At 41.5% G+C, this 16,037-nt stretch carries 11 protein-coding genes; 8 read left to right on the plus strand and 3 right to left on the minus strand.

Features of this window, described 5'->3' with window-relative positions; genetic code table 11:
* The first annotated feature begins 44 nt into the window (after window positions 1-44).
* Both LBYS_RS02880 and LBYS_RS02885 read left to right on the plus strand, forming a co-directional pair.
* Window positions 45-803, plus strand: coding sequence for an XRE family transcriptional regulator (locus LBYS_RS02880; RefSeq protein ID WP_013407398.1), 759 nt, complete (start codon window positions 45-47; stop codon window positions 801-803).
* Window positions 804-870: 67 nt separating this feature from the next.
* Window positions 871-2,064 (plus strand): MFS transporter, encoded by a 1,194-nt coding sequence (locus tag LBYS_RS02885; RefSeq protein WP_013407399.1) that lies wholly within the window; start codon window positions 871-873, stop codon window positions 2,062-2,064.
* 1 nt (window position 2,065) lies between these two features.
* Here LBYS_RS02885 and LBYS_RS02890 read toward each other — a convergent pair whose 3' ends face one another.
* Together LBYS_RS02890 and LBYS_RS02895 are read right to left on the minus strand one after the other, a co-directional pair.
* Window positions 2,066-2,920, minus strand: coding sequence for a hypothetical protein (locus tag LBYS_RS02890; protein WP_013407400.1), 855 nt, complete (start codon window positions 2,918-2,920; stop codon window positions 2,066-2,068).
* A 58-nt stretch (window positions 2,921-2,978) separates the two neighbouring features.
* Entirely contained in the window at window positions 2,979-5,156 is a 2,178-nt protein-coding gene (locus tag LBYS_RS02895) for a family 65 glycosyl hydrolase domain-containing protein (RefSeq protein ID WP_083794607.1), read from the minus strand.
* 624 nt (window positions 5,157-5,780) lie between these two features.
* Between LBYS_RS02895 and LBYS_RS02900 the strand changes: the two genes are divergently transcribed.
* Together LBYS_RS02900 and LBYS_RS02905 are read left to right on the plus strand one after the other, a co-directional pair.
* Complete coding sequence (locus tag LBYS_RS02900) at window positions 5,781-6,704, plus strand: pectinesterase family protein (RefSeq protein ID WP_013407402.1); 924 nt, start codon at window positions 5,781-5,783, stop codon at window positions 6,702-6,704.
* Window positions 6,701-8,212: a glycoside hydrolase family 43 protein gene (locus tag LBYS_RS02905; protein ID WP_013407403.1), complete on the plus strand. Its 1,512-nt coding sequence runs from the start codon at window positions 6,701-6,703 to the stop codon at window positions 8,210-8,212. Before LBYS_RS02900 ends, LBYS_RS02905 begins: the two co-directional genes overlap by 4 nt.
* A 295-nt stretch (window positions 8,213-8,507) precedes the next feature.
* On the opposite strand, the gene pgmB is transcribed toward LBYS_RS02905, so the two are convergent.
* Window positions 8,508-9,146: a beta-phosphoglucomutase gene (gene pgmB / locus LBYS_RS02910; protein ID WP_013407404.1), complete on the minus strand. Its 639-nt coding sequence runs from the start codon at window positions 9,144-9,146 to the stop codon at window positions 8,508-8,510.
* 68 nt (window positions 9,147-9,214) lie between these two features.
* Between pgmB and LBYS_RS02915 the strand changes: the two genes are divergently transcribed.
* Genes LBYS_RS02915 through LBYS_RS18100 form a run of 4 tightly spaced genes read left to right on the plus strand, consistent with a single transcriptional unit; the run spans window position 9,215 to window position 16,034 of the window.
* Window positions 9,215-10,840 carry an alpha-amylase family protein gene (locus LBYS_RS02915; protein ID WP_013407405.1) on the plus strand — a complete coding sequence of 542 codons (1,626 nt, stop codon included), beginning with the start codon at window positions 9,215-9,217 and terminating at the stop codon, window positions 10,838-10,840.
* Window positions 10,841-10,879: 39 nt separating this feature from the next.
* Window positions 10,880-12,070, plus strand: coding sequence for an SGNH/GDSL hydrolase family protein (locus LBYS_RS02920; RefSeq protein ID WP_013407406.1), 1,191 nt, complete (start codon window positions 10,880-10,882; stop codon window positions 12,068-12,070).
* A gap of 56 nt (window positions 12,071-12,126) precedes the next feature.
* Window positions 12,127-14,931, plus strand: coding sequence for a leucine--tRNA ligase (leuS, locus tag LBYS_RS02925; protein WP_013407407.1), 2,805 nt, complete (start codon window positions 12,127-12,129; stop codon window positions 14,929-14,931).
* On the plus strand, window positions 14,928-16,034 hold the full coding sequence (locus tag LBYS_RS18100) for a TlpA family protein disulfide reductase (RefSeq protein WP_013407408.1): 1,107 nt from the start codon (window positions 14,928-14,930) through the stop codon (window positions 16,032-16,034). Before leuS ends, LBYS_RS18100 begins: the two co-directional genes overlap by 4 nt.
* The last annotated feature ends 3 nt before the right edge of the window (window positions 16,035-16,037 follow it).

A 16,037-nucleotide genomic window follows, 5' to 3' on the forward strand; every position in this document is an offset into this window, starting at 1 on the left:
TTTTGTAGCAATAGGTCTTATATTTGTTGTTATAAATTATAGCAATGTCATTACTATCTGATAATATGCGGTTTCTGCGGGCCCGGATGGGGCTTTCGCAGCAGGCAGTGGCAGATGAGCTGATCATCACCCGGGGACGCTATGCTAAGTATGAGGACGGGATGTCTGAGCCTCCTATAGAGTTATTACTCAAGATCTCTCGCTTCTATAAGGTGAGTATAGACTTGTTGGTATCCGTTGATATTCGTAGGGTTCCGCTGGATGAACTGCAGCAATTGCCGGATAACCGTATCCTGCTTCCTATAGTCGTGGATACGGAAGGCAGGAATAGGATAGAGATCATTCCGCATAAAGCCCGAATGGGGTATTTGTCAGGATATAGTGATCCGGAGTATATAGAGAGCTTACAGCATATATCCTTGCCTTTCCTTTCTCATGCGAAGTATAGGGCTTTCCCTGCTACCGGTGATTCCATGCCTCCCCATACAGAAGGCTCCTTTATCATAGGTAAATATGTTTCCTCCCGTGCAGATTTAAGAGTAGGTAAAACCTATGTTTTTTTGACACGGCAAGAGGGGATCTCTTATAAACGTTTAGGAGAGATTAAAGCCCACGGCTTAGTGCTACACTCGGATAACCCTTTTTACAAGCCTTTTGAAGTGGAGTATGCAGACCTATTGGAGATTTGGGAATTTGCCTGCAGTATAGCTACTCGGGAGAGTGATCCGGATGATCTTCCGGCTCAGACCATCAAAGAGATGTTAGTGGCCTTAAGAAAGGATATTCAAGCACTTCAAAAATAAAAAATTACCGTTAACAAGAACAGGCACTAGGGCAAGTGCCTACCTTTGCAAGCTATTTTTTTTCGCATTGATAAAGTACTATATAGATTCATTTCGAGGCCTCAGTAAGGAGGTCTGGATGTTGGCCCTCGTTATTCTGATCAACCGTACTTCCGCCATGGTAGTCCCCTTCCTGGGCGTATACATGACGCAGGCCTTAGGCTTCAGTCTGAAAGAGACAGGTGTGGTTTTGAGCTTTTTCGGAATGGGGGCTGTGTTAGGTTCGTATGTGGGTGGCCGACTGACCGATATTTTCGGATTTTACAGTACGCAGTTGTATAGCTTCCTTTTGACTATCCCCATCTTCATGATTTTGCCGGAGTTAAAAACGGTGTATTCTTTGTCTATAGGGGTCTTTGTTTTGAGTGCGGTGGCGGATGCGTTCCGACCAGCCAACTCCGTAGCTTTGTCCTATTATACCCCTCAGGAAAAGATCACTAAGGCTTTTTCTTTGAACCGTATGGCCGTGAACTTAGGATTTTCTATTGGGCCGGCTTTGGGCGGTTTTTTGGCCGGTTTTTCTTACCATTGGCTTTTTTATGGAAATGCTCTTGGGGAATTACTAGCCTCTATCCTCTTTGTTTATTATTTCAAAAGTAGGATGCCTAGGCATCAGAAAAAGGAGAGATCGGTTTTAAAGTCGGTAGAATCTCCGTATAAGAACCTGAGAATGCTGGCATTCACATTTCTCTGTGCCTTGTATGCCATTTGTTTCTTCCAGTTGTTGAATACTTTGCCTCTATATTATAAGACGGAGCATCAGTTGACAGAATTCCAGATAGGGGTGATCCTAGGTTACAGTGGTTTGTTCATCGTTTTGTTTGAAATGCTGATCGTACAAATAGCCGGAAAGGTGATGAGTATATCCCAAATTATCATCTTGGGGACTTTGCTCTGCGGTCTGGCTTTCGTGGTCTTAAACTTGAGCTTCACGCATGTGATGTTATATATAGGCATCAGTATTCTTTGTGTTTCTGAGATCTTGGCCATGCCGTATATGTCTACGGTATATGTTCAAGAGTCTTCTGAGCATAATAGAGGGGCTTACATGGGTATGTATTCTTTGGCCTTCTCTGTAGCGCATATCTTCTCCCCATACTTGGGTACTTTCATAGTGGAGAAGCAAAGTTTTGAGGTGCTTTGGTACCTCACAGGTTTGGCTTCCTTGGGTATAGCATTTGGATTTTATATGCTTATGAAGAAGAGAGTAAGTGCACACTAGCCTACCATTCTTTCAGTACCTTTTCTAATCCGGGATGTACGGAATAGAGGACTTGGTTTAGTTCTTCATCTGGAAGTAGGGTTTTAAGGGATAGTAATGTGTTCCAAAGTTTCTTTACTCCTTCTTCTCCTATGGAATCGTAGATATCACCTGCTTTGGCGTGAAATTGGCATTGGTACCAACCGTAATTGTCGGGATGCTGGGTTCCAAGTTCATTGTACTTCTCGTCAAAGTCTTTTAGGGCGGTGTATTTTAGTCGGTCAGGAGGAAAAGCTTCAATATTTGATTTTGCAAACACTAAGATGTTGGGGATTCTTTCTTTGTGATTCTCTGCCAGGTAAGTATGAAGGAGAATATTGCAAAGGAGTTCGTTTAACCAGTTTCTTTGCTTGACCATGCCTGCTTTTTGTTGGTATACATGACCTAGTTCATGGATGGCCAGTAGATCAAACGCAGACATGAGAGAGGGAGGGTTTCCGTAGGTTTCTTTCATCTGTTTTGCGCTTTCTTGTGAAAGCCTATCCAGGGAAGGAGTATTTCTTTTCCAGAAGATATTATCCTCAGCTGCTACTATGAGTTGGCCCTTGCCATTGTAGTGAGGCATGCCGTAGATAATTTGGGGATGCGCATATTTTTTCCAGTCTTCAGGAGATAATACGTACAATTGGTATTCGGGTTGTACTCCCATCCATGAGTTGAAGTATTGATCCGCTTTTTGGAGTTCTTCCTGAATGCTAATGGCTCTGTTCTTAGCGTTTGCACTATGCCAAGCTACGGTTTGCCCTAATTGCATTAATGATTCCTGTGCTAAGCAGGCTTGAGATAAAAATAAACTGATGATGAGGAGTGGTTTCATGTGGCTTTTGTTATGGTTACGATATGAAGTTAGGGGAAATAGTCTGAATTTTAAGTGGTTATATGTTTTTTATCTCAAACCTCTCATTCTCTATTCTAATCCTTTTAACTCCTTCCACAGTGCGAAAGCTAAATGAAAGTGATTTCCAGTGAGATGGTAAGTTAGGTTTAGCTTCTACTTGCGTCCCTCTGACCTTTAGTCCTGCAAATCCTTTTACTACAGATAACCAGGTTCCGGCCATGGAAGTGATGTGGAGCCCGTCTTCTGTATCCTGATTGTAATTATCCAGATCTAAGCGGGACGTTCTCAAGTACATTTCGTAGGCTTTGTCTATTTGTCCTATTCTGCATGCCAAAATGGAGTGCACGCAGGGGGAGAGAGAGGATTCATGAACGGTCATGGGTTCATAGAAATCAAAATTCCTTTTTACGGTTTCCAGATCAAAATCCTCTTCGAAGAAATAAATGCCTTGTAGTACATCCGCTTGCTTAATAAAGCAGGACCTTAGGATCCTATCCCACGACCATTTTTGATTGATAGGGCGATGTTCCTTGATCTGATCCACGTTCAACAGTTCCTTGTCTAGGAACCCGTCTTGCTGTAGAAATACCATTCTGTTCTGATCATAGGGAAAATACATTTGATCTATGATAGCTTGCCATTTTTCTGTTTTGTCCACCTGTTTTTTGTATTTCTTAATACATTCCAAAGTGTACTTTAAGGTCCAAACGGCTATGTAGTTCGTGTACCAATTGTTATTTACGTTGTTTTCATATTCATTGGGACCTGTAACACCCAGTATGACATAGGCTTTTTTCGCATCTGACCATTGAACTCTTTGCTCCCAGAATCGAGAAATAGCTACCAGTACTTCCCACCCGAACTCTTTTACATAGTTCTCGTCTCCCGTGTAGCGGGTATAATCATAGATGGCATAGGCTATGGCTCCGTTTCTGTGTATCTCTTCGAAGGTGATTTCCCATTCGTTATGGCATTCCTCTCCATTCATGGTCACCATGGGGTACAGGGCTGCTCCATCACTAAAGCCTAATTTCTCAGCATTTTCTATGGCTTTGGGGAGCTGTCTGTACCGGTACATCAGCAGGTTCTTTGCTACCGAAAAATCACAAGATGAAAGGTAGAAAGGAATGCAATAGGCCTCAGTGTCCCAGTAGGTTACTCCTCCATATTTTTCACCTGTGAACCCTTTCGGCCCTATGTTCAAACGGGCGTCTTTTCCATTGTAGGTTTGTAGAAGATGGAATATATTGAAACGGATACCTATTTGTGCTGAAAGATCTCCCTCAATTTGTATGTCTGCCTCCTCCCAAGCTTTTTCCCAAGCCTGGATATGATCTTCTTCCAGATGTGCCGGTGCTTGTATTAAGGCATTCTCTGTATAAGAATAAAGGTTTTCCGCCTTATGGTCCAAGGTATGGGAAATGACCACGGTTTTGGTTAAGGAAATGCTGTCCCCATCCTGAGCAGGAACGTCAAAATGATGAAAGGCCCTCATGCTTTTAATTTCTTCCAAGGGTTCGATAAGAGTGCCGTTTTGTGTGCAGGAATTCTTCATTCCTACGCCTACCTGATATTGAGGAACCTCGAATGGGTTGGGTTTGGTTTTAACTTGGACATAGCCCATTTCATGGTCAGCCATCTGAAATACTTCTTCCCAGAAATGTTCGTCGTGATTGCTGTCCTTATTGCGTACAACTCCGTTGAGGTAGGAGGAAAGTCGAACCTTCCCTGAGAGGTTTTCTAAACGGATTTCGTAATGGATTTGTGCGAAATGGGGACTGTCTACAGAGCAGAATCTTCTGGAAGAGATATGCAGATATTTCCCCTCTTCCCATTCTATTTTGCAGGTTTTAGAAAGTATGCCCGTTTTTAGGTTTAGTTCTCTATAGAATGAGGTAAATCTACAAGTGCCTAGGTCAAGGATTTTGCCATTTATTGCTAAATTGATACCTATCCAGTTGACCGAGTTGATGACCTTAGCAAAGTAATCCGGATAACCGTTTTTCCACCAGCCAACTCTCGTCTTGTCCGGAAACCAAATCCCACCGATATAGGAACCAGGAAGACTAGGGCCGGTAAAACTCTCTTCAAAGTTTCCTCTTAATCCAAATTTACCGTTGCCCAGGGACATGATACTTTCAGTGACTTCATTTTTATCTACATGAAAATGATCTTCCCAAATTTTCCAATCGTCGTGTTTTAAGTAGGTTTCCATTTCAAGCATTTTTCTCAAACCTAGCATTTTTTTTCTTAACCTTTTATGAGCGAGTATATTTTGGACTCATTCTCGCTTAATTTTTTGAGAACGGTGGAACTTTGGACAGTACGCATTGTAATAATCTAGTTTTATAGTATCTGGCAGCCTTTTAAAACCTTCATAGGAAGTTATTTCTAATCACCTTACTTTTTGCCTCTCACTGAAAACTGGCGATTATAGATTTGGTACCCCTTCATTTTTTTTCTTGTTTTATTGACAAAAAATTACTAACTTAATAGTATGTACCTGCTTAAAATTCAAGCAAGTGCATAAACCTAAGGTATAGTTTTTGGGGTATTACTACCCTTTTACTTCCTCTGTTCCGGACAGGTATAATTAGTTAAAGGATATTTTCTGCAATGTAGCTTACTATTCAAAGATCTTCCTAAGTTGATCATTGCTGAGGAATGGTGGAATTTCCTACTGCACTGAAATTCGTTTCCCCGCCCTTTTTTTGCACGATACGGTGCGTTCCACCTAATTTTACGCCTTGGTTTTTAGCCCCATCTCTGCAAACGTTCTCGGTAATATTTTGATTATTAGTCGAAGTAGACCTCTGTGCCTAACGTATATTTGTTTACTATGAAAACCTTAATTCTACTTTTAATTAGTTTTCCCCTTTTTGCGAAAGATTTAGTGGTTGCACCCGACGGTAGTGCGGATTATCGGACCATTCAGGAGGCCGTCATGGCAGTGAGGGATCACAGCCAGGAGAAAGTAAAGATCATCATCAAAGAAGGTGTCTATCCTGAGAAGTTGGTTATTCCTTCCTGGAAACCTAACCTGCATTTAGTAGGAGAAGGTAAGGTAAGGATAATAGGGGATGATTACTCTGGTAAGCCGCTTCCTACGAGGGACCCTGTGGGTAATTCTACCTTTGTGACATATACCACTTACGTGGTTCTAGTGGATGCAGATAACATCACTTTTGAAAATCTGACCATCGAAAACATAGCAGGTCCTATCAGTCAAGCGGTGGCCTTACACGTAGAAGGCGATAAGTTTGAAGCCAGGAATTGTACATTTTTAGGGAATCAAGATACACTTTTTGCTTCGAGAGAAGGTACCATGCAATATTATGTGGATTGTAGAATAGAAGGCACAACCGACTTTATTTTCGGTAAAGCTATGGCAGTTTTTGAGCGTTGTGTCATTCATAGCAAAAAGAAATCCTATATCACTGCAGCGGCAACACCTAAAGGGCAGGCGTACGGCTTTGTTTTTTTGGATTGTACCTTAACGGCTGACCACGCAATTAAAGACGTATATCTAGGTAGGCCATGGAGACCCTATGCACAGACGGTTTTTATTCGTACTGATATGGGTGGACATATCCATCCTGACGGTTGGGATAACTGGAGAGACCCCGAGAATGAGAAGACGGTGTTATATGGAGAATATGGATCCAAAGGTGCTGGGGGAGGAAAGAGACGCGTGAAATGGGCCAAGACTATAACCAATCTAGAGCAATACACCGTAAGAGAGATATTCAAGGGATGGAAATGAAAAAGCTACTTATACTTATCTTTTGGAGTAATGTTTTATTTGGTCAGCAGACCTACACCAATCCTATCATTCATGCAGATTACTCTGATCCAGACGTATGTAGAGTAGGAGAAGACTTTTATATGGTAGCTTCTAGCTTTAATGCGGTGCCTGGTCTACCCATCCTTCATTCTAGGGATTTGGTCCATTGGAATTTAATTGGTCACGCTTTACCCCGATTACAACCTGAAGAACATTTTAGTGTACCTAGGCACGGTCAGGGAGTATGGGCACCCTCCATCCGCTTTCATCAAGGGGAATTTTATATCTATTATCCTGATCCGGATTTTGGCATATTTGTGATCAAGTCAAAGAATATTCTAGGACCTTGGTCTGAGCCTGTGTGCGTGGAGGCCGGGAAAGGTTTGATAGATCCTTGTCCTTTATGGGATGATGATGGAAGGGTTTACCTGGTTCATGCATTTGCTGGGAGTAGGGCAGGGATCAAAAGTATTTTAGTAGTGAAACCTCTGAATGCGGAAGGTACAAAAGTGATAGGGCCAGGGGTAATCGTTTATGATGGACACGAGATAGATCCTACCGTTGAAGGTCCCAAATTTTACAAAAGGAATGGATATTATTACATATTAGCTCCTGCTGGAGGTGTGAAGACCGGATGGCAACTGGCACTTCGATCTAGGAGTCCCTTTGGTCCTTATGAAAGAAAAGTAGTCTTAGAACAAGGAGAAACTCCTATAAATGGACCGCATCAAGGAGGATGGGTAGATACACCGGATGGAGGAAACTGGTTTATTCATTTTCAGGATAAGGGTTTGTACGGTAGAATTGTGCATTTGCAACCTGTAGAATGGATAGAGGATTGGCCCATGATGGGTGATAAAGGGAAGCGCCAGCCGGTGTTGAAGCATAATTTTCCCCTACCTTCACATACATGGTCAAGTCCTAATGACGCACTAGAATGGCAATGGCAGGCGAATCCACAAGCAACTTGGAGTATGTATACCTCAGAAGGTAAAATGCGTTTGTTCGCATTGCCGGGAGTAACCAACAATCTTTGGAACTTGCCTCAAGTTTTACTTCGGAAATTTTCAGCAGAGTCCTTTGAGGCGACTTTTAGATTAAAGTTGGCACTGAAAGAAGGCGAGGAGGCCGGTTTAGTGGTTATGGGAAAGGATTATGCTTCTTGGGTGCTAAAGCCTACTAAAGAAGGTATACAATGGCTGTATCGTACACAAAATAACGCACAGGACGGTCTTGAACCTGAGGATCAGTTGCTAGGCTCAATTAAATTTACAAAAGAAGTACATGTGAAATTAAGGGTCAAAAGCGGTGGTTTGACACAGGTTTCTTACAGTTTAGACGGGAAGAAATTTGAAAGATTAGGTCCAGGATTCCAAGCCAAAGAAGGACTATGGATAGGTGCCAAATTTGGACTGTTTGCTAAAAGAAAGGATTTTACAAACGATTCCGGTTATATAGAACTTCAAAACTTTACCATTCATGATTGATGGTCAAATGGCTAATTTTCCAATTTATCTACGATGATAGGGAGCAAGGGTTCTTGCTTTACGCTATAAATGGATGAAAGTTTGTGCAGTTATCAGTACCTGCAATTTCCCTGTTTTGTGGTTAATAGAGCTTATGTAAATGAGAGCCAAAGTTTCCTGATATGTCTTGAATTAGGAGGTCTTTCCTTAGCGATTTATTTATATTCAAACCGAAGATACTAACGTTCGTCTTGCTACAAATAAAAGTAAATGAAACCTTCTATACGCCTCTTATCCTTTTGGTACAAAAAAGTCTTTAAAGTGGGTCTAAGATAAACTGTTCAGGATCCTGTCCCTCAAATCCCGATATCATTTCATCTGCCTTCTCTAAATCTCCTACACCTACAGCATACATTCCTGCAGCTAAAGCCGCTTCAATTCCGGCTTCCGCATCTTCGAATACTACGCATAGGGCAGGGGATAGTTGTAGGGTTTTCGCCGCCAATAGGAAAACCTCCGGATCAGGCTTACCCTTGCTGATTTGATTTCCGTCGATGATGACTTGAAAGTAATCCTTGATTTCTGTAAGTGTTAAAATGGCGACGGCATTCTTACTAGCTGATCCCACCGCCATAGGAATTTTCAATTGTTTTGATTTTTCAAGAAATGCGAGCACTCCCGGCAAAACATCTGCTTTTGTCATCTTTTGAACCCTGGCTAAGTAGTTTTGATTTTTTTGTTCTGCCCAACTAAGCTTTTGATCAGAAGATGCATCTATATTTCCTTTTTGAAGGATTTTTTCCAGTGATTCCATTCTACTTACTCCCTTGAGTGTTTCGTTAAAGGTCTCATCCATATCAAAACCTAAGTCTCTAGCTAATTCGCGCCAAGCTTCGAAATGAAATTTGGCCGTATCAACGAGTACTCCATCCAGATCAAATATAAATCCACTCATTTTTTGTAAGTTTACCCCTCTAAGATAGTTATTCTTAACGTAAAAGTTTGGAGAAGGTTTAGTAGTATATGGATAAAATAGCGGTTTACCAACTGTTTTTACGTGTTTTCGCCAATAAAAATACGAACAATACAATTTACGGAACATTAGAACAAAACGGAACCGGGAAGTTTAATGACATTAATGAGGAGATTCTAGACGCTTTAAAATCCTTTGGGATTACGCACATCTGGTATACTGGGGTGATTGAACATGCTACCCTAGTGAATTCTGAAGATCATCCACAAATAGTGAAGGGCATAGCCGGTTCTCCCTATGCCATAAAAGATTATTATGATGTGAATCCTTATTTGGCGGAGGATCCTTCGAATAGGATGGGAGAGTTTGAGGCATTGGTGCGAAGAACACATGCAAAAGGTCTAAAGGTCTTGATCGATTTTGTACCCAATCATGTGGCTAGGCAGTATCGTTCAGATCAAAAACCTGAAGGGGTAAAGGACTTTGGGGAAGATGATGATAGCACTTTAGCTTTTCACCCCCAGAATAATTTTTACTATCTACCAAATAAGCCCTTCGTAGTTCCGGACGGAGTACATCCTCCAGTAGCTTTTTTAGATCCTTACACAGAATTTCCTGCAAGGGCCACAGGAAACGATGTGTTCTCAGAAGCACCAAGCATTAATGACTGGTTTGAGACTGTCAAATTGAATTACGGAGTAGATTACCTGGATGGAAGAAAGGGTTACTTTGATCCTATCCCTGATACCTGGAATAAGATGCTGGACATTTTGCTATTTTGGGCCGGCAAGGGCGTGGATGGTTTTCGGTGTGATATGGCAGAAATGGTGCCGGCTGAATTTTGGCATTTTGCCATAAATAAGGTGAAAGAAAAGTATCCTCAGACCATATTTATTGCTGAGATATATAATCCCCAATTGTATAGGTATTTCCTTGATTTTGGAGGGTTTGATTATCTGTATGATAAGGTGGGTCTATATGATGCCTTGAGACGACTCATAGAGGGTCATGGTGATGCTATGGATATCACACGCGTTTGGCAGAGGGAATCCGGCGACTTTTCCTCTAGGATGCTACGTTTTCTGGAGAATCATGATGAGCAGAGAATCGCATCTGACTTCTTTGCCGGTAATGCAGAAAAAGCTTTTCCTGCCATGATGCTAGCGGCTACCTTACATACGGGGCCGGTGATGATCTATGGAGGACAGGAATTTGGCGTTAAACCGGAAAGGGCAGAAGGCTTTCAGGGGAATGATGGTAGAACCACGATCTTTGATTTCTGGGGACTGCCTGAGCTACAAGAATGGCTAAAGGGAGGACAAAGCATGGAGAAAGCTAATGTACGGCACTTTTATGAGCGTATGTTACACTTTATTCGTGACAATGAAGCCGTACATTCAGGGCATTTTCATGACCTGCAATATTTGAATCATTACAATACCCATCAGATTTATTGTTACTTTCGATATACGGAGAATCAGATCTTGCTCTTTGCCTATAATTTTGGTAAGGAGGAAGAATTTGATGTTCAGTTGCCTGAATACCTATTACCGTCCGCTCAGTTAATGTACATGCCTGTCTTTCATGTGGGCTCAATAGCGGAGGGAGGATCGAAAGTGAAGGTTTATTTAGGAGAGAATAGCTTTAAGATTTGGCAGGTTTATGCTGCCGAATAGAGCGCATATGATGTATATTCGTGCACATTTTTTATTATCATGACCAAATCTCAACAATATCTAATAGGGGCAGTGGTAGCCCTTTTTGGTTTAGTTATCCTACTTTTCCGACCGGAATTATTTATCATTGAAAACAGACCGGGGGTGACTCATTTAATGCAAAATCTTGTCCTTCCTTATGGGTTTATCGTTTGCTTGATCCTGTTCGCGTATCTATTAGGAAAAGGGATAGGGATCAAACCTTGGATACCGGTGGTATTGGTGGTAGGTGTTGAGGTAGTTTATTACGTTGTGATCAACTTTGGGGCGAGTTTTTTACCTGAAAAGGCGAAATTAACGGCTTGGTTAGGGCATTTTAAGGGTGTTGCGGTGAATAACCGTTCCATGATTCAGTTTCAGGAAGAATCAGCCCAATATGACCCGGAGCTTTTTTATACCCTGAAGCCGGGGAATTCTCATTTCCGTTCCTTTGAATTCAATACTTCCTATGATGTGAATAGTTTAGGAGTGCGTGACGATGAAGCAAGCCTGGATCATCCTACGGTAGTTTTTATAGGAGACTCATTTACCATGGGTTGGGGTGTGGAAGGAAATCAGACGTATGCATCCCGGTTCGAAGAGTTAACGGATGAAAAGGTGCTAAATACTGGGGTTTCATCTTACGGTACAGCCAGAGAATACAGAATGCTTTCAAGAGTAAAATTAGACTCTGTTAAAGCTATTGTGCTACAATTCCATGATACGGATCTGGAAGAGAATGCTTTCTATTTGGAACAAAAGAAATTAGGTACACGCACCAAAGAAGAGTTTGACGGTCAGGTAAATGACAATAAGAAATACATGAAGTATCGTCCTTTCCAATTCATGAAGACCGCACTCTTGAATCTGTTGGTCCCCGCAGGTAGCAAGGCTGAGGAGGCCTTGACTGGAAATACAAATGAGAACCCTAAATATGTAGAGGAGTTTTATGCCATTTTCTCAGAAATTCAAGCTTTAAAAGCAGTTCCGATCATCTTTACTTATACCGGGAGTTTTTATACTGCTCCGGAAAAAGTGAAGCTTTTTGAGGATTTTGCTAAGAAGAATCAGATTCAAAATATCTATTTCGTCAACTTAGGTGAACACCTGAATCACGAGGACTATTTCTACTTTGATGATCATATCAATGCCAAAGGACATGAAAAGGTGGCAAAACTTTTGGTAGATCGTTACAAAGAAGTGGTTAAGTGAGGTTTGTTGGTTGAAATACTTTAATTTTGCAGCATTTTTAGTATTAAACAGGTAAAATGGCGGAATATAATCATCGGGAAATCGAGAAGAAGTGGCAGAAGTACTGGGAAGATCATCAAACCTATAAGGTAGAGATAGACAAATCCAAGCCTAAGTTTTATGTTTTAGATATGTTTCCTTACCCTTCCGGGGCGGGATTACATGTGGGTCATCCGCTAGGATACATTGCCTCTGATATTTATAGCAGATTCAAGCGTCTGAAGGGATTTAATGTCTTGCATCCTATGGGGTTTGACTCATTTGGTCTGCCAGCAGAACAATACGCCATTCAGACCGGTCAGCATCCGGCCATTACTACTGAAAAGAATATTAATACGTATATCGCTCAGTTGAAGAACATAGGCTTCTCTTATGACTGGTCAAGAGAGGTGAGAACTTCAGAGCCTGATTATTATAAATGGACTCAATGGATCTTCTGTCAGATCTTTAATAGTTGGTACAATAAGGATACAGATAAGGCAGAGCCTATCTCCACTTTGTATGATGCCTTTTCTAAAGGAGGTTCAGCAGCGGTTAATGCGACTACGGAAGATGATCTATCGGAGTTTAGTGCGGAAGAATGGAATAGTTATTCTGAAGAGAAGAAATACGAAGTTTCTCTTGATTATCGATTGACCTATCTTGCAGATTCTGTAGTGAATTTCTGTCCGGCTTTAGGTATGGTTCTTTCGAATGACGAGGTGAAAGACGGTGTTTCTGAGCGCGGAGGCTATCCGGTGATCCAAAAAAAGATGAGCCAGTGGATGATGAGAATCACGGCTTATGCAGATCGTTTGATCCGTGGTCTGGACGAGATCGACTGGTCTGAGTCTTTGAAAGAGCAACAAAGAAACTGGATCGGTAAATCTGTAGGAGCTTCGGTGAAGTTCAAAGTGGAGAATTCTGATAAGGAAATAGAAGTATTTACTACTCGAGTAGACACGATCTACGGGGTAAGTTATTTGGTTCTGGCGCCTGAGCATGAATGGGTGGCAGAATTGACCACTCCGGACCAGAAAGCAGCAGTGGACAAATACATTGAAGATACACAAAAGAGAAGCGAACTAGATAGGGTTTCAGATGTGAAAACCGTCTCAGGTGCCTTTACAGGTTCTTATTGTATTAATCCGGTTAATGGAGAAAGAGTACCACTGTGGATTGCAGATTATGTACTTGCCGGATACGGAACAGGAGCTGTGATGGGAGTTCCTTCAGGTGACCAGCGCGACTGGAACTTTGCTACTCATTTTAACTTGCCTATTGTTCCCATATTAGATACTCAAAAGGATCTGGATAAGCAAGCTGACGCTACTAAAGAAGGTAAGTACATCAATTCAGGAATGATCAATGGTTTAGAGTACAAGGAGGCTACTCAGAAATTGATCTCTTGGTTAGAAGAAAATAAGATAGGCAAAGGGAAAGTGAACTTCCGTTTGCGTGATGCCGTATTTGCAAGACAGCGTTACTGGGGTGAACCGGTTCCGGTCTATTTTAAGAAAAATGAGGAGGGTAGAGATATTCCTTATTTGGTTTCAGATAAAGATTTACCTTTGATACTTCCGGAGATTGACAAGTATCAGCCTACGGAGACCGGAGAACCGCCTTTAGGTCGTGCGGCAAACTGGACTTACACTCCGGAGGGAGAAAGCACGGCTTATCCTTTAGAGATGAGTACCATGCCGGGATGGGCAGGAAGCAGTTGGTACTGGTTCCGCTATATGGATCCAAAGAATAAGGAAGCATTTGCTTCAAAAGAAGCTTTGGATTACTGGAAGGATATAGATCTTTATTTAGGTGGGACTGAGCACGCTACAGGACACCTGCTTTATAGTAGATTCTGGAACAAGGTGCTAAAAGATTTGGGCTATGTTCAGGAAGAGGAGTTTGCTAAGAAGTTAATTAACCAAGGTATGATCCAAGGTAGATCCAGCTTTGTATATCGTGTGAAAAACACGGCTGTCCCTACTTTTGTATCCTTTGGCTTAAAAGATCAATATGAAGTTACTCCACTACACGTGGATGTGAATATTGTAGACGGGGATGTTTTAGATGTAGAGAAATTCAAGGCCACAAGGAACGATATCGGAGATAATCCTGAATTTATCCTAGAAAATGGCAAATACATCTGCGGTTCAGAAGTAGAGAAGATGTCAAAATCCAAGTTTAATGTGGTGAATCCGGATACCTTGGTAGAGAAGTTTGGTGCTGATACCCTGCGTTTATATGAAATGTTCCTAGGTCCATTGACAGAAAGTAAGCCATGGGATACTAAGGGTATAGAAGGAACTAGCAGATTCTTAAGGAAATTATGGAGATTGTATTTTGACCCGAATTTCCGTGTAGAAGAAGTAGAGCCTACGAAGGAAAACTTGAAAACCTTACATAAGACCATCAAGAAGGTTCAGGAAGATATAGAGAACTTCTCTTTCAATACTTCCGTGAGTACCTTTATGATTGCTGTAAATGAGTTTACAGAGCAAAAATGTAAGTCGAAGTCAGTATTACGTGATTTCTTGATCGTGATTTCTCCGTATGCTCCTCATATTGCAGAGGAATTATGGGAGGCTTTAGGAGAGAAAGCGTCCATTACTTTGGCTTCCTACCCTCAGTGGAATGCAGAATTCTTGAAAGAAGATGCCTTTGAATATCCTATTCAAGTGAATGGAAAGGTGCGTTTAAATCTGAGTTTCTCTGCTGAAGCAAGTAAGGAGGAGATAGAAAAGGCTGTGCTTGAAAACGAACAAGTGATTCGCTGGATGGAAGGTAAACCTTTGAAAAAGATTATAGTGGTTCCAAAAAGAATCGTTAACGTAGTGATATGAGAAAGTTCTGGGTTCTGTTCTTGTTGGCTTTTGCTGTTCAAGGGCAGAGCCCTTTGGACACTTCAAAAGTATATACGGAAAAGTTACCTTGGGATAGCCCAAGGTTCTTTGACAATAATTATCAATATTCCCGTTTCCAGTCTCATGGAATAGATGCCTTGGAGATGGAATGGTTTGAGGAAAAAGCTAAACTAAAGAAGTCTCTTCCCGACAAATCCAATTGGGCAGAGGAATTAGAATTCCAGTATTGGCACTTGATCTTCGCTTATCCAGTTGAGCGTGGGAATGCAGATCGGAAGCTCAGAAGACTTCAATCCTTACCTACAGATATCACCAAACCTTTTCAAGTCGCTTTACTACAGGACGAAAAATACTTGCAATCCAGGGCTTTCAGGAATCTTTTGCCTTATTATATCACTTATGAAAATTCCAAAGCCAGAGGGTTCGAAAAATATTCGAACGGACTGGAGATGGCTAATGACAAAGTGGAGTATATAGAAAAGCATTTTAAAGGCAAGATTAGGGATTATGCGCTGGCAAGAATACTTCTGGATCAGCAAAAGTATATTCAGGCCGCTGTAGCTAAAAGATGGGTAGAGCGTATAGAGGACAAGGAAATTAAGGCACAATTTGGAGAAAAGTATTTTGCTCAGTTTACTACATTAAAACAAGAAGTGACTCTTCCTGAATTAAGTTTTGTGGATATGGCTGGTAATGCAAAGAGCCTAGCTGACTTCAAAGGTAAGGTGGTTTACATTGACTTTTGGGCATCTTGGTGCGGGCCATGCAAGGTACAGTTTCCATTTGCTAAGAAATTACATGAGCAGTTGAAAGGCAAAGACATTGTGTTCCTGTATTTGTCTCTGGACGATACCGCGGAAAGATGGAAAGAGGGAATAGAGGATAATGGATTGGGGTCTTTTGCTAATGGATATTTAGAGCAGGGCTGGAAGACGCCATTCTTAGTACAAAGGGGTGTAAACGGGATACCTCGCTATATGATATTAGATAAAGAGGGTAAATTGGTTGATGAAAATGCCAAGCGACCAAATGACGCGGATTTACTTCCAGTGCTGTTAAAATACATAGGCGAAGGAAAATAAGGA

Origin of the sequence: Leadbetterella byssophila DSM 17132 (assembly GCF_000166395.1) — a bacterium.
Taxonomy (GTDB): domain Bacteria; phylum Bacteroidota; class Bacteroidia; order Cytophagales; family Spirosomataceae; genus Leadbetterella; species Leadbetterella byssophila.

What these genes read in the sequence shown, in the direction of transcription:
- LBYS_RS02880 (WP_013407398.1), top strand. Translation starts at nt 45, where the DNA reads ATGTCATTACTATCTGATAATATGCGGTTTCTGCGGGCCCGGATGGGG.
- LBYS_RS02890 (WP_013407400.1), bottom strand. Translation starts at nt 2,920, where the DNA reads ATGAAACCACTCCTCATCATCAGTTTATTTTTATCTCAAGCCTGCTTA.
- LBYS_RS02895 (WP_083794607.1), bottom strand. Translation starts at nt 5,156, where the DNA reads ATGGAAACCTACTTAAAACACGACGATTGGAAAATTTGGGAAGATCAT.
- LBYS_RS02900 (WP_013407402.1), top strand. Translation starts at nt 5,781, where the DNA reads ATGAAAACCTTAATTCTACTTTTAATTAGTTTTCCCCTTTTTGCGAAA.
- LBYS_RS02905 (WP_013407403.1), top strand. Translation starts at nt 6,701, where the DNA reads ATGAAAAAGCTACTTATACTTATCTTTTGGAGTAATGTTTTATTTGGT.
- pgmB (WP_013407404.1), bottom strand. Translation starts at nt 9,146, where the DNA reads ATGAGTGGATTTATATTTGATCTGGATGGAGTACTCGTTGATACGGCC.
- LBYS_RS02915 (WP_013407405.1), top strand. Translation starts at nt 9,215, where the DNA reads ATGGATAAAATAGCGGTTTACCAACTGTTTTTACGTGTTTTCGCCAAT.
- LBYS_RS02920 (WP_013407406.1), top strand. Translation starts at nt 10,880, where the DNA reads ATGACCAAATCTCAACAATATCTAATAGGGGCAGTGGTAGCCCTTTTT.
- leuS (WP_013407407.1), top strand. Translation starts at nt 12,127, where the DNA reads ATGGCGGAATATAATCATCGGGAAATCGAGAAGAAGTGGCAGAAGTAC.
- LBYS_RS18100 (WP_013407408.1), top strand. Translation starts at nt 14,928, where the DNA reads ATGAGAAAGTTCTGGGTTCTGTTCTTGTTGGCTTTTGCTGTTCAAGGG.